This window comes from Bacillus sp. AFS031507, from assembly GCF_002584635.1.
GTDB lineage: Bacteria > Bacillota > Bacilli > Bacillales > Cytobacillaceae > Neobacillus.
Genome location: NZ_NUOW01000006.1, coordinates 36,438 through 51,456 on the forward strand (window position 1 = coordinate 36,438; position 15,019 = coordinate 51,456).

11 protein-coding genes are annotated in these 15,019 nt (G+C 39.0%); 1 reads left to right on the top strand and 10 read right to left on the bottom strand.

Translation table 11 applies throughout. The features are described from left to right. The first annotated feature begins 18 nt into the window (after window positions 1–18). Window positions 19–1,263: an MFS transporter gene (locus COE25_RS07020; RefSeq protein ID WP_098932065.1), complete on the top strand. Its 1,245-nt coding sequence runs from the start codon at window positions 19–21 to the stop codon at window positions 1,261–1,263. A gap of 48 nt (window positions 1,264–1,311) precedes the next feature. Here COE25_RS07020 and COE25_RS07025 read toward each other — a convergent pair whose 3' ends face one another. The 10 genes from COE25_RS07025 to COE25_RS07070 form a co-directional block, all read right to left on the bottom strand. Next, the gene (locus COE25_RS07025; RefSeq protein ID WP_098932066.1) at window positions 1,312–2,196 is read right to left on the bottom strand and encodes a YitT family protein; all 885 of its coding nucleotides are present in this window, start codon (window positions 2,194–2,196) and stop codon (window positions 1,312–1,314) included. Between the two features lie 238 nt (window positions 2,197–2,434). Continuing rightward, complete coding sequence (locus COE25_RS07030) at window positions 2,435–3,160, bottom strand: sirohydrochlorin chelatase (RefSeq protein ID WP_098932067.1); 726 nt, start codon at window positions 3,158–3,160, stop codon at window positions 2,435–2,437. Window positions 3,161–3,188: 28 nt separating this feature from the next. Next, window positions 3,189–3,788 carry an adenylyl-sulfate kinase gene (cysC, locus tag COE25_RS07035; protein WP_098932068.1) on the bottom strand — a complete coding sequence of 200 codons (600 nt, stop codon included), beginning with the start codon at window positions 3,786–3,788 and terminating at the stop codon, window positions 3,189–3,191. Window positions 3,789–3,804: 16 nt separating this feature from the next. Then, window positions 3,805–4,953, bottom strand: coding sequence for a sulfate adenylyltransferase (sat, locus tag COE25_RS07040; RefSeq protein WP_098932069.1), 1,149 nt, complete (start codon window positions 4,951–4,953; stop codon window positions 3,805–3,807). A 5-nt stretch (window positions 4,954–4,958) separates the two neighbouring features. Next, a complete protein-coding gene (locus COE25_RS07045; protein WP_088086781.1) occupies window positions 4,959–5,975 on the bottom strand; it encodes a sulfate permease in 1,017 nt (338 codons plus the stop codon). Window positions 5,976–6,064: 89 nt separating this feature from the next. Continuing rightward, window positions 6,065–6,781, bottom strand: a complete 717-nt coding sequence (locus tag COE25_RS07050; protein ID WP_088086780.1) for a phosphoadenylyl-sulfate reductase — start codon at window positions 6,779–6,781, stop codon at window positions 6,065–6,067. Window positions 6,782–6,860: 79 nt separating this feature from the next. Further along, complete coding sequence (locus tag COE25_RS07055; RefSeq protein ID WP_256942549.1) at window positions 6,861–7,016, bottom strand: YezD family protein; 156 nt, start codon at window positions 7,014–7,016, stop codon at window positions 6,861–6,863. A gap of 249 nt (window positions 7,017–7,265) precedes the next feature. Further along, window positions 7,266–9,293, bottom strand: coding sequence for a YhgE/Pip domain-containing protein (locus tag COE25_RS07060; RefSeq protein WP_098932070.1), 2,028 nt, complete (start codon window positions 9,291–9,293; stop codon window positions 7,266–7,268). A 136-nt stretch (window positions 9,294–9,429) separates the two neighbouring features. Beyond that, window positions 9,430–11,382, bottom strand: coding sequence for a lipoteichoic acid synthase (gene ltaS, locus COE25_RS07065; protein ID WP_088086778.1), 1,953 nt, complete (start codon window positions 11,380–11,382; stop codon window positions 9,430–9,432). Between the two features lie 462 nt (window positions 11,383–11,844). Continuing rightward, window positions 11,845–15,012: an efflux RND transporter permease subunit gene (locus tag COE25_RS07070; RefSeq protein WP_098932071.1), complete on the bottom strand. Its 3,168-nt coding sequence runs from the start codon at window positions 15,010–15,012 to the stop codon at window positions 11,845–11,847. Window positions 15,013–15,019 lie beyond the last annotated feature (7 nt).

The window sequence follows — 15,019 nt, forward strand, 5'->3', positions numbered from 1 at the left end:
ACATTAGGGGGAAGTTAAATGTCATCAACAACAGAAACTAAAATATCAGCACCACGACAGATATCAGCAGCAACAACTGGTAAGGTAAGTCTACTTAGTCAACCAAAAGCAGTTTGGGCCGTTTTTTTTGCAAGTATTATCGCATTCATGGGGCTTGGACTTGTTGACCCTATTTTGCCGGCAATTGCCGAACAATTAAAAGCCTCACATAGTGAAGTAACTCTACTTTTCACTAGCTATAATGCAGTTATGGCGGTTGCCATGCTTATTACTGGGGTGATATCGTCAAGGCTTGGCATCAAATGGACATTACTTACTGGAATCGTGATCATTGCAGTATTCTCGGCACTTGGCGGATTTTCAAACGGGATTTGGACACTTGTTGGGCTTAGAGGCGGCTGGGGCCTTGGAAATGCACTATTTGTGGCTACGGCTTTATCCGCGATCGTGTCGCTTTCAAATAGTGGGACGGCAAAAGCGATTATTTTGTATGAAGCAGCAATCGGTCTTGGAATTTCAGTGGGACCTCTGCTAGGCGGTTGGCTTGGCGCTATGTCATGGCGGGGGCCGTTTCTTGGGGTTGCTACTTTAATGGTAATTGCCTTTATTGGCCTCTTAATCCTGATGCCAAAATCAACTACTGCAAATGTTAAAATAGCTCGAACTTCTTTATTGGATCCGTTCCGCGCATTAAAGCATCGTTCACTTTTAGTTTTCGGTATTGCAGCCGCACTCTACAACTTTGGCTTCTTCACCTTGCTGGCTTATGCACCATTTGTCATGGGCTTAGATGAACACGGTCTAGGCTACGTATTCCTTGGATGGGGAATCTTACTGGCTGTCACCTCTGTTTTTATGGCGCCAAAACTTACCGAATGGTTTGGAACCATAAAATCAATGTGTATTATGTTAATTTTGTTTGCTCTCCTTTTAGTCGTAATGGGGATGTGGACGTCGACACAATGGGTGTTAATCGCCGCTGTTATTCTAGCAGGTGCATTATTAGGCAATAACAATACCCTGATCACCACAGCTGTGATGAATGCAGCCCCGGTTGAGCGTTCAACAGCATCTGCTGCATACAGCTTCCTACGTTTTATTGGAGGAGCCATTGCACCCTATACTGCCGGAAAACTTGCGGAAATTTACAATCCAAGTGTTCCATTTCTTGTTGGAGCTGGTTTTGTAATAGTTTCGGTATTATTTATCTGGGTTAATAATAAACATGTGAAGCATGTGGATGATATTGGTTTAGGCCACTAATGATAGTTGAAGGATCTGTGATTCATTTGCAGATCCTTTTATTTATTGTTAATGAATATCCTTTTTCTTAAATCGGCCTCCACGGACTTCTGAAATGTCTGCTATGGCTAAAAAGGCTGACGGATCAATATCCTCTACAATTGTGGTTAATTTAGATTCTTCCAACCTCGTGATAATACTGAAAATGACCTTCTTGCTATCTCCAGTAAAGGCACCTTGACCCTTAATGTAAGTAACCCCTCTTCCCAGTCTGGCATTGATAGCATTTCCAATTTCTTCTGCCTCATCACTAATAATCCAAACAGATTTGGACTCTTCTAATCCTGCAACAACAGCATCTATCGCTTTAGATGCAATAACATAGGCTAACAGAGAGTACATCGCCCGGTCCCAACTAAACACAAAACCGGCAGCTCCTAAGATAAAGATATTGATAAACATGATGATCTGGCCAACTGAAAATGGGACCTTTTTAGTGATCACAAGTGCCAATATTTCTGTCCCGTCTAACGCTCCGCCATTTCGGATGACGATTCCTACGCCCATACCCAGAATCATCCCCCCAAAAACAGTAGCAAGGAGAATATCATCTGTAAATGCAGGAATCGGGTGGAAAAATGATACAAAAATAGATAAAACGATTATTCCATAAACAGTAGAAAATGCAAAGGTTTTCCCCATCTGTTTATATCCCATATAAACAAAAGGCAAGTTTAAAATGAAGATGAAAATCCCTAATTTCCATCCAATTATATGGGCAAGCATAATTGAAATACCTGTAATGCCGCCATCAATAACATGGTTAGGAACTAGAAAAATCTCTAACCCGGTAGCCATAAGAATGGCTCCAATTGTAATAGCAATGGTTCGAAGAATAACTTTTCGAAGTGGTAACTTGCGGTGTTGAATTTTTTCATTTATAAGTTCTGTCACATAATCACATCTTTTCGTTAGATTTTACCATTTTATTATCCCCTGCTTTAGCCTCTCTTCTAATAGATTTATTTATGTAAGAGATATTTACATTTACACCTTTATTATAACATTTATCCTATTGAAAAGTGAACTTAAGTTCAGGTTTAAAGATCATTTATATAATATAATTCCAAATAAATAGCTAATAATCCATTGGACTATTAGCTAATGTGCTTTAATAATACTTAGAGTATTTTTAACATCCTGCAACCCGTTCAATGATGATATCCTCAATGACTCGATGTTTGCTAAGCGAACCTGTGTGGATAATTTGCTGACCAAGATTTTGTCTCATGCTGACCTTTTGATCGACTTCCTTTAAAAGTAGACCGGAAAATAATAAATAAGGAACAACGATTATTTTTCCAGTTGATTTTTCGGAAATAGCCTCAAGACCTACTGGGAACTTGGGCTCAGTTGCAGCCAAATAACAAACAGAAACAAGTTTAGTTCTGAGGCGTTCCTGAATCCCTTCAGATATCTGTGCGAAGGCAGTGTGAATGCTCAGGTCACTGCTTCCTCTTCCAACAATTAAAATGGAATCCTCCGAAGATAAATCTACGACAGTATTCCTAACGAGTTCAGCAATTCCATCGAGAATCCGCCCCTGGACACCAAAAGGATTCCTTATTTTCACTTCGATTTTCGGAAACCGCTTCTGAAGAGAAATAAGTGCACGAGGAATATCTTCTTTAATGTGACCTGCTGCCAACAAGAACAGGGGAATGACTGTAATTTCAGTCGCTCCCCTAATCACACAGCTCCGAAAGCCTTCCTCAATACTTGGTTCGGTCAACTCAAGAAAGCTCATTTCCTGAATAGAAACATCAATTCGTTCCATTACTCTATTTATGAAGGAATTTGCTTCCGCTGCTCCTTCTTTTGAGCGTGTGCCGTGGCCAATGTAAAGAATCCCTCTCATTCTCGCTGCCCCTTTATTAATTCATCATTTAGATAATTTTTTTCTCTTTTAAATAAGCAAAGACTTGTTCTACTGCCTCTTCCACACTTACCTGATCAGAACGCAGTGTGATTTCCGGTTGTTCTGGCGCTTCATAAGGTGAATCGATTCCCGTGAAATCTTTAATTTCGCCACGACGCGCTTTCGCATAGAGTTGCTTAGGATCGCGACGTTCACATTCCTCGATTGGGCATTGGACAAAAACTTCAATAAATTCACCGTCTTCAAATAAAGCCCGCACTTGCTCACGATCAGAGCGAAATGGTGAAATAAAGGCGGTGGTCACCACTTTGCCGCTGTCGACAAACAACTTGGCAACTTCGCCAATTCTTCGGATATTTTCAGTTCGGTCATAATCGGAAAAACCAAGATCCTTGTTTAAACCGTGGCGAATATTATCACCATCGAGGACATATTCATTGATTCCCTGACGGAACAATTCGTTCGATACAGCATTTGCGATAGTTGATTTTCCCGATCCTGAGAGTCCCGTAAACCAGAGTACACAGCTTCCGTGACCATTTTTTTCACGCCGAATTTTTTTGGAAATAGATGTTTCATGCCAAGTAATATTCGTTGGTTTAGACATTGATTTATTTTCCTCCTTACACTGTTGCTATTTCTTTCATTCCCTCAATTAACACTTCAACAACTTCTTTGCGGCTAAAGGTGGACGGTGGAAGTACTCCTGCTCGTAGCATCTCTCTCACCTTTGTTCCAGAAAGAATCACTCTGTCTTCCTTGCTATGCGGACAAGTTTTATCTGAAGCCATTCCTTCGCATTTATTGCAATAGAAGCTATGTTCAAAGAACAAAGGCTTGATACCAAGTTCTTCTTCTGTAAAATTACTGAAAATATGCTGGGCATCGTAAGTTCCGTAATAATTTCCAACTCCTGCATGGTCACGACCAACAATAAAATGGGTGCAACCAAAGTTTTTACGGGCAAGTGCATGGAAAATGGCTTCCCTTGGTCCTGCATATCGCATAGCTGCTGGATACACACCAAGTTGGACTCGTTCGCTAGGATAATAATTCTCTAGTAAAACACGGTAACTTTTCAAACGGACATCCGCAGGGACATCATCTGACTTTGTTTCGCCAACAAGCGGGTTGACGAACAAGCCATCGACCGTTTCAAGGGCAGCTTTTTGAATGTACTCATGTGCACGATGAATAGGATTTCTTGTTTGGAAACCTACAACAGTCTTCCAGCCCTTTTCTTCAAAAATGGCCCGTGTTTCCTTCGGTTCAAACCACACATCACCGAATACTCCTTTTTCGGCTTTTTTTACGAGTACAACTTCCCCAGCAACGTAAACAGGTCCTCTTTCGTAAAGACGTTTCACACCAGGGTGGGCAAGTTCTTCTGTTTTATATACTTCAAGTGCTTCTTTGTCCAAATCAGGTTCATACCATTCTGAAACCCTAATAACACCATAGACTTCCTTGTTAAATGAAAGTTTGTACTCTTCTCCTTCCACAAGTGTTTCAGCAACACCGTAAGATACGGGCAATGTTACAGGGATAGACCAGATGGTATTGTCTGATAATCGCATATTGCTTACGACAGATTCATAGTCTTTTTTGCCGAGAAAGCCCTTTAAAGGACTGAATAATCCGATACCAATTAGTTCTAGGTCACTTAATGCAATTGCATCAATTTCAATTTCCTTTTCGATTGTGGTAAGATCGTAATTTGGGTCGAACGCTTGAATAAGTTTTCCCCCATGAGGTTTAGGTAAGTATGACATTTTGATCAACCTTTCTCTACAAATTTTAATTTATTCGCTACCTTCGTATTCGTGACTCCTACCTTTGAAGGTGATTTCTTCATTAGGAACAATACGCCAAATACGGAGATTAAAACACCTATCATTGCAATAATTGGATAGAAGTTCTGTTCAATCACCAATTGAATAATGGTGTATGAAAGTACCATCGATAAAACAGGAGATACAATCCAAACAGTTAATAGCTGAACCACAATATCTTTTTTTAGAACTGCTTTTCCATATTTGGCAAAGCCAATACCGATAATGGAGGAAGTCGTAATTTGCGTTAATGGGACAGGAATACCAAACAGCGAAGCAGCAGTAACAATACTTGCTCCAGTACCTGAAATTACACAACCTTCTTCTATCCTGAGAGTCGTTATTTTTTTTCCATTGGTTTCAATCACCCGGTTACCTAGAAAGAAGGCACCTAGTGCAACGGCTAGACCGCCCCAGATGACCGCATCTCCCTTATGCATTAATCCTGCGGCAACAAGTGGTCCAACTGCATTTGCTACATTATTCATTCCAGCGGAGAAGGCTTCAAACAAGCCCATAAGTACAACAATGATTGCTAATATAGGACCAGCTTTTGACTTCTCCATCCATGTTTTAATGAATGGTCGCCTCAATAGTGATGCAGCCAAAATGGCAATAACAAATGCAGCAAAAGGAGTCAGCAGCCAAAACATTGCTATCCACAAAACCTTGCCTACAAAAACCGATTGATATACCACACCAGCTCCAATAACTGATCCTACAGCCACTTCGCTGGTCGAAAGAGGAATCCCAAAAATGTTGGCTAGGAATAATGATAATGCTGCTGAGGCAAGCACAATTAAGGCAATCGCCGTAGTAAAAGTACTGCTAGGGACAATCCCGCTCCCAATAGTCTTTACGACTTCCTCTCCACCTAGCCAAGCACCTAGGAAAACTGCAATGGCACATAGAGCCAATGCCTTTCTTTTTGCTATTACACCGGCTCCATAGGATATACCCATCGACGCTGCAGCACCACTAGCACCAATATTTACTGCAAAAAATAATCCTATTGAAACCGCAATTATGGTAAGCGTAGGAATGACCTCCTTTACTTAGAGTGCAAACCGCACTCCGTTTTACTGCTGCCCGTCCAACGCCCATCTCGGGAATCACCATTTGTTCCGACGGCCTGTGTACATGGGAAACAGCCAATACTTGGATAGTTTTGATCATGTAATTGGTTATAAGGGAGGTCTCTTTCCCTGATGTACGACCAAACCTCATCCCACGTCCAATGAATTAATGGACAGATTTTTATATTTTTAAATTTATCATCTTTGTTAACGAATTGCGTATCCTTCCTTGTTGGCGACTGTTCTCTCCGAAGACCTGAAATCCATGCATCTTTTGGAGTCAATGCCTCGCGCAGAGGGATGACCTTTCTGATTTGGCAGCATTGGTTTGGATCACGTTTCCATAATGCCGAGCCATATTCTGCTGCTTGTTGGTCTAAACTCAAATCAGGGGTTTTTCGCTCGATTTGTAACTCTGGAAAACGAGCTTCAATCTTATCAATCACTTCGTACGTTTCAGGAAAGTGGAGCCCTGTATCTAAAAAAACAATCTGAGCATCTTTTTTTACCTGATAAATCAAATCGATTAATACAATTGCTTCAGCACCAAAACTGGATGCATAGATAATTTTCCCTTCAGGATAATTGCTATATGCCCACTCTAAAACAGACCTGGCACCCTTTGTCTCATCCTGAATAGAGAAGTTTTCCGAGATTTCACTCCAATTATTATAAGTCACTGCTTTTGTCATCCTCTATGGACCCCCTTTGTCAAAATACAAAGGCTGTCTCCCACCACAAAAAGGTGTAGACCGCCTCAAGTTTTTCTAGTCAGCGAATTTTATTTGATTGAAGACGAACCTTTTCATTTTTCTCAATTTGTACTATTTTTCCATCCTGAACTACTAGTGTAATAGATCCATATTTTAATGTGTCCAGCATACGTTCAATATGTTCCTTTACTTCTTGCCACTCTGTACCTTCCAGTTGATTCGCCTCCCTTTCAAAAACCGCCAATCCACTCAGGAAATGCGATTTAAACCTTATCTCCCACCAGGTTGCCTGGCTTAATTGGACCAGTCTCCTCAGCCAAACTTGATAAGAATATTTAATATTAAAATTAATCCTACCATACACATAGGAATTGTCAATATGATTTATTATAATATTTAAAAAATCCTAGAGTGATCACATATAAAAAAAGAGGCAGACAATTGTCCACCTCTATTGCACTAACTAAGGAATAATCTTACTCGTCCTCGCTTTTTCTGCTGTTTGTTGAATCCGTTTGCTTAATGGTTTTTTTAATATCAATGCTACAAGAAAACTAATGAAGACAAAGACAATTAATGAAAGGATATCTTTAATAACCACCTCTTTGATCATTCCACCGACCGTTTCACGGAGCATGCTTACCGCATACGTAAACGGCATAAAGGGGTTTAACTTTTGGAAAAAGGAAGAGGTCAAACTAACCGGAAACGTAGCTCCCGAACTAGATATTTGCAGGACTAAGAAAAGGATTGCTAAACCTTTTCCAATATTTCCGAACACCGAACATAAGGAATACGTAATCGTAACAAACACGATACTGATAAAAATACTTAAAAGTACAAACCAAAGTTTGTCCACTGCATACGTGTGAATTAAAAACAAATCACCCAGGGCTACAATGGCTGCTTGGAAGATGCCGATCGTCAGAAATGTTAGCAGCCTCCCTAAATAGATTTGGTAGCTTTTGTATTTATTCTCAGGGTCATCGACATCTACTTTTAAGGAAGCGATCAGGAGAGTGGCTCCGACCCATAGTGCCAGCATCGTATAAAAAGGGGTCATCGCCGATCCATAATTCGGGATAGGAAATAACCTTTTCGTTTTCAATAGGATTGGACTTGATAAAAAGTTACTTTCCTTCTGAGGATCATGTTTAAGAAATTGGATTAAATCATTTATATTCACACTGCCTTCAAACTTACGGATTTTATCGGCCGCACTTCTAATTTTAGTTTCAAATCCTGGTAAATCATTTCGAGCTAAGTCCGCTGCTTTATGAACAACTTTTACAAGTTCGGGAAGCCTAGTTTGAACAAGGTTCCTTGCTCTCCGAATGTCTTCCTCCACTTTTGGCAAATCATTCCGGACAAAATCAGCCGCCTTATGTAGTTTCAGTTCAACCTTGGGCAAATCATTTTTAAAAAATAAGGCTGCTGAATTTATACCCCGAGTTGCTTCGTCCACTTTCTGTTGAATGCCAGTCCGAGTTTCATGGATGCTACTATGGATTTTTACTAACTCCTCGTACAATTGGTCTAATTGCTCTTGATTTGCTGTAGTATCTACCTGTTTTGTATCTTTAACGCTTTGGATTGCTTGTTTAAGTTTCGTTTCTATTTCATTTAAATTCGAGACTACTTCTGAAATGATATCGGTGGTACGCTGCATGTCAGTAAGTTTCCCTTGTAGTACGATCACTTTGTCCCCGGCGTCCTTTATAAGTGGCAAACTAGCTTCAACTTTCAAGATACTGCTGCCTGCCTGCTGGATTTCGGGAATTCTTTGTTCAAGCTCAATAATTTTCTGTCCCTTTGCTTGTATTTCAGGCAGCCTATTCTCCAGTTCAATCGCCTTTTTTCCCATTTCCTCTATCTGCGGTAATGCTTTTTCTAATTCAAAAATTTGTTTCTCAACATTATGAATGGAAGGCAATGCTTGCTCAAGCTCAATACCTGCTCTATAAAATGCAGAGAATAACTCATTTCCCACTGTTTTAATAAACGCCTGACTAATTTGCGCCGTAACACTCGATGCCCCTGAGTTTGCAATTTTCGGCGCCACGGCATTGATTTTTTCGTTAACAGCGAACTCTATGTTTGGTTTTTGAGGGTTCACTTCTAAAATACTCGTAAGTTTCTTTGAAAAATCCTTTGGGATAATGAGATATGCATAGTAGTGCCCTTTCTCTACGCCACTCTGTGCATCCCTCCGATTCACAAAAACCCAACCAAGCTGGTGATTTTTTTTTAGGCTTTTTACAGTATCATTTCCAACATTAAATTTCTTCCCACGAATTTCCGCTCCTTCATCCTCGTTGCTAACGGCCACCCGAATCCCCGATGTATTACCGTAAGGGTCCCACATCGATTTGATATTAACCCATGCATAGGCAGAAGGCAGGATCATTAGTGCCCCAATTAACAAAACTACAGTTGGAACCCTAAATATATTTCTCCAATCTGTTTGGTAAATATGAAAAATCTTCCCCACTATTTCCTCCACCTTTCACTAGTAGTCAATGATCTTATCTTCCTACTATTTACAGGAAAAGATTCAGGAAATAGAAACGAAATGCACAAAGAGGGCTGCCTAAGAAAATTTACTTAGGCAGCCCTCTTGGTTTTACTTACTTATTGGGTTCCACATCAGTCGTGGGATTATAGTTATATTTTGAACGGTCGACAGGAATAAACGTTTCAGGTTTGTAGAAACGTAATAAATCTCCATTTACAACTTTATCTGATAGCTTTAATTTATATTCGACGATTTTCTGATCTTTCTTAGCTTCTTCGGTTTTAGCTTTATCTAATTTCATTCCCGTTTTGGAATCATAGAACTTACCATCAATAGAGGTGATAGTTGAACTTACAAAGCCTCCATTTCTGAAAGGAACTACATCATCATGCTGCTCAGATAATAGGTCGGTACCAAATTGGACATATTCTTTTGTGTCAGTTCCAAGCAAGTGAAGAAGTGTTGGAAGAAGATCGATTTGACCACCGTATTCGTGGTTTACTCCACCTTCCATTCCTGGGACACGAATAAATAATGGCACGCGCTGTAATCCACTATTTTCAAATGGTGTAATTTCTTTTCCCATTACCTGTGCCATTGCTTTATTATGATTTTCTGAAATACCATAATGGTCCCCGTACATCACAATAATGGAACGATCATATAAACCTGATTTTTTCAGATAGTCAAAGAATTGCTTCAATGCTTCGTCCGCATATCGTGCAGTTTGAAAATACCCATCAACCGATTTATCACCTGTTGTACCTGGTGCAATCGTTGCGTCTTCTTCATTAATCGGGTACGGATAATGATTCGAGACGGTAATAAATTTTGTATAGAATGGCTCTGGTAAAGATTCCAAAAGTGGAATCGATTGTTCATAAAATGGCTTATCCATCAGTCCATACTCAGCTAGATCTTTAGAATCTATTTGATAATAGTTTGAATCAAAGAACTTGTTAAAACCAAATGATTTATAAATTTCATTACGATTCCAGAAGCTTCCTGAATTCCCGTGAAATACTGCAGAAGTATAGCCTTGCTGACCGAGTATTGCGGGAGCAGCCTCATAGGTGTTTAAACCTTTTGTCGTATACGCTGACCCTTGAGGTAATCCATATAATGAATTTTCTAACATAAATTCAGCATCCGACGTTTTACCTTGTCCTGTTTGATGGAAGAAATTATCAAAGTAAAGTGTATTTTGATCTTTCGTTAATGAATTTAAAAATGGTGTTACTTCTTCCCCATTCAACTTGTAATTAATAAGGAAGTTTTGCATTGATTCAAGATGAAGATAGATTACATTCATTCCTTTTCCAGCACCAAAGTAAGCTGGATTTGGCTTTGCATAATTCGATTTTGTATAGTTAACGACTTCAGTAATATCATCACTGCTCGCCATAACCCTTTGAGCGGATGCTTTCGTACTTTGAACGGCATCATAAATCGTGTAATTGTACATACCTAAATATTTCACGATATAGTTTCGGTCAAATCCTCTTGTTAATAATTGAGGACGGTCCGTTTCAGCTAAGGCTAGATTCGCACTAGAAATCGCAAGAGCCATTGAGAATAATGCTGCGACTTTCCCACGATTCATGTCATTAGCCTCTATTTTCACAAAACGTAAAACAAGTAAGGCAGCCAAAATAATGATATCAATGAAGAATAAAAAATCATACGGTTTTAATAGGGACGTCACACTTCCGCTTACATCGCCAAAATTTTGTGTCTGCGTTAATGTTGGTAAAGTAATAAAATCATTAAAGAAACGGTAAAATATGATATTCGCATATAATAAAATCGATAAAAGAAAATCGATGACAATCAGCCCGATATACTTTTTTCTCCCTTTTAAAAAGAAAGAAAGTCCTAAGAAAAGTAAGGCAGATCCGAGCGGATTGATAAATAATAGAAACTTCTGAAGTGAATTTTCTATTCCTAAGTCAAATTGCGTTAACTGAACGATATATGTTTTTATCCATAGGAAAAACACAGTCAAAAAGAAAAAGCCAACATATTTATTAAAAATACTTTGACCTCTTTGCAATAAGTTATTCATATAGCACCTGCCTAGTAGTCTATTATTATATAATTTTAGTCATTATTTTAAATATAATGGGTGGATACTGTTCCCAATAGTCTATCATCTATATTAGCATTTAATTATGAACAATCCATGAATATTTAAGAAATAATCAAATCGGGCAACACAAGAATACTACTATACTCCATTTTTTTTAAATGTCAAGGAATCGGTAAAAAATAAGAAACTGACCCTACCGTGAATGTTGCGTTAACGGAGAATCAGTTTCTATTCATTTTATTTTACTTATAGGCACCGTGAAACTTGCCTGTTGATTTCCGTTCCAGGCGCTTCGCTTTCCGCGGGCGGTCCGGGGAGCCTCCTCGTCGCTGCGCTCCTGCGGGGGTCTCCCCTGCCCCGTCCTCCCGCAGGAGTCTTCGCGCCTTCCACTCCAATCAACAGGGTGCCAAAATCAACAATAAGTTTACCATTGCTTACTTATAAAACTTTCTCTACTTGCTTCTTATCTTTTCGCTTCATTTTCATCAGCGTTTCATACACAATCGGTACAATCACTAATGTAAGCAGCGTCGAACTTGTCAGTCCACCGATGACAGTGACACCTAATCCCTTTGAAATAAGCCCACTTCCCTCCATACCGACTGCTAGTGGTATAAGTGCACCAATTGTCGCTATGGCTGTCATAAGAATAGGACGAAGGCGTGTTCCAGCTGCTTCAAGAATGGCCTCTCTTGTTGAAAGTCCATCATTCTCTTTATGAATAACACGGTCGATTAATACAATTGCATTCGTTACAACAATACCAATTAACATTAAGGCACCAATCATAGCAGAAACACTTAAGGTTTCACCAGAGATCAATAACCCTAAAAGACCGCCGATAATCGTAAATGGTAAAGAGAATAGAATCGCTAACGGTGCTAACCCTCCACCAAATGTAATAACGAGAACTAAATAGACAATCGCAATGGCTGCAAGCATAGCTAAGCCTAACTGTGTAAAGGATTCTGCAATATCTTCCGAAACCCCGCCTACTGAAATATCGACAGCTGATGGAAGTTTTAGTTTGTCTACTTTCTTTTGAACCGCAGCTGAAACTTTAGAGACATCTTTGGTAGTAATTTCAGCACTAACACTTGCATAGATACGACCATCTCGTCTTGTAATCGTATCAGATGTATTTCCCTGTTTTATATCGATGACATCCTTAATAGGGACTGCTATACCCATAGGGGATAGAATTGTCTTATCAGTAAGTTCATTAATATCTTCAAAATCATCTTTCTCAACTTCTAAATAAACATTCATTTCTTTGCCGTCTTTTTTAATTGTTGTCAATACTTGACGCTGTCCATTACCAGCTAGTTCCATGCCAACTTGCGCAGCAGTAAGTCCTAATTGACTTAACTTTTTCTGATCAGCTACTAAGGTATACTCTTCATAAGTATCCGCAATACTAGTTTTCACATTTCTAAGTGAATCATTTTGTTTTAAAATTTTTGAAATATTGTTTACGACTGGTTCAATATCATTCATATTGTCCCCAAATACATTAAACGACAGAGCATTGGATGAACCCATACCTGAAAAATCCTGACTAGCCCATTCGCCTTTATCTTTTCTTTTGTTCAAATCTTTGATCACATTTTCAGTTTCTTGTGAAAAGTCTTTTGTATCTTTATTATATTCAACAAAAAACATCGCCGAATTACTTTGACCTGGATTCATTGGATTTTCTCCACCAACGGAAAACTGAATTGTTTTAACTCCTGCTCTGTTCTTGAAAAATCCCTCTGCTTCGGTTGCAATCCGTTCAACCTCATCCAATGTTTGACCTGGTGCTGGTTTATAAGTGGCAACAACCATTTTTTGTTCATCAGACGGAAGGAAACTTACCCCGATTACTGGTACAAGGAACAAACTGCCTACTAATAACAGAATAGCTAAACCGAAAGTAATGATTTTATGGTTTAATGACCAATTGAGAACCTTTTTATATCCCAATGCTAATTTACCTGGTTTATTTTCCACATGTTCTTGTTTCATTGATATGCCCTTTTTAAATAAGGAATGGGCCATCATCGGAACAATCGTAATGGCTACTAATAGAGATGCCATTAATGCGAATACGATGGTTAATGCAAAAGGTAAAAACATTTCCCCTACAGGACCTTTTACTAAGCCTAATGGAAGGAACACAGCAATTGTTACTATTGTGGATGAAAAAATGGGCATAAACATTTCTCTAGTGGCGGCGACAATTAATTCTTTACCACTTAATGTTTCATTTTTAAGTGACATCCGTCTAAAAATGTTTTCGATGACAACAATCGAATCATCAATCACTCGACCGATCGCTACTGTCATTGCTCCAAGTGTCATCATATTAAGCGTAATATCCATTTGTTTTAGCAGTAATATCGCAATTAATATGGATAATGGAATCGATATAACTGAAATTATCGTTGTGCGGAAATTTCTTAAGAAAAGCAAAATTATAATCATGGCGAAAATTGCACCAAATATGGCTTTATTCAGCATTGTTGAAACTGATTCTTCGATCGGTTTCCCCTGATCAAAAATGGTAGTCACCTTTAAGCCATCAATCTTACCTTCAAAATCACTTAATTTTTCTTTGACGGCGTTCACAACGTCCACTGTATTTGCGTCTTGTGCACTTGTAATCTGCACTCCGATGGACTCTTCTCCATTTGTCCTAGAAATAGATTCCGCTTTCCCAATTACCTCAATTGTGGCAATATCTTTTAGTTCTATAGTAGGGATAGCTGCAGGTGCTTGTGCAGATTGTTTGCCTTGGGTAACTTGGCCTCCAGTCATACCTTCTTGTTGTCCCTGGTTTTGTTGACTGCCCGTCATTCCTTGTTGGGTGCCACCTACCGATGGAATGACGGGAATTTTAATTGCTTTTAAGTCGTCTATTGTAGTAACATTACCATCCATAACAACGGACTTTTGCGTATCTTTAAACGTGTATAATCCTAATGGAATGGTTACATCAGAAGCTTTGATCAAATTCTTTACCGTCTCTTCAGATAAGCCATATTCCTTTAATTTAGTCTGATTAAATTTCAATTGAACTTCGTCAACCTGTTGACCTGAAATTTGAACGGTAGATACCCCTTCAATACCTTCAAGTTCTGGAACAATCTCTTCTTCAGCTGTTTTTGTTAATTCTGCCAAAGATTGTTTGGAATTTGTAATACTTAATGACATGACTGGGAATGCAGAAAAACTCATCCGGGAAACTTTAGGTTCCTCTACTCCGTCCGGAAGTTCCAGATTGCTCAATGCTTCCTTCACTTCATTTTGTGCTTTTTCCATGTCTTTATCAAAATTGTATTCTATTTGTATAGATGAAGCGTTTTGAAACGAAGAAGAACTTACAACCGAAACCCCATCTAAATTTTCGACTCGTTTTTCAATCGGTTCTGTAACTTTTTCAGCTACTTGTTCTGGCGTCGCACCAGGATATACCGCCAAAACTGAAACAAGTGGTGTGTTGATATTTGGAATAGTTTCGAGTTTCATGTTCATCCCCGAATACAATCCAGCAATTGTAATAATAATAGTTAACAGCCATACGGCAAATTTGTTCTTCAATGAAAACTGAATGATTTTCTTCATATTTCTC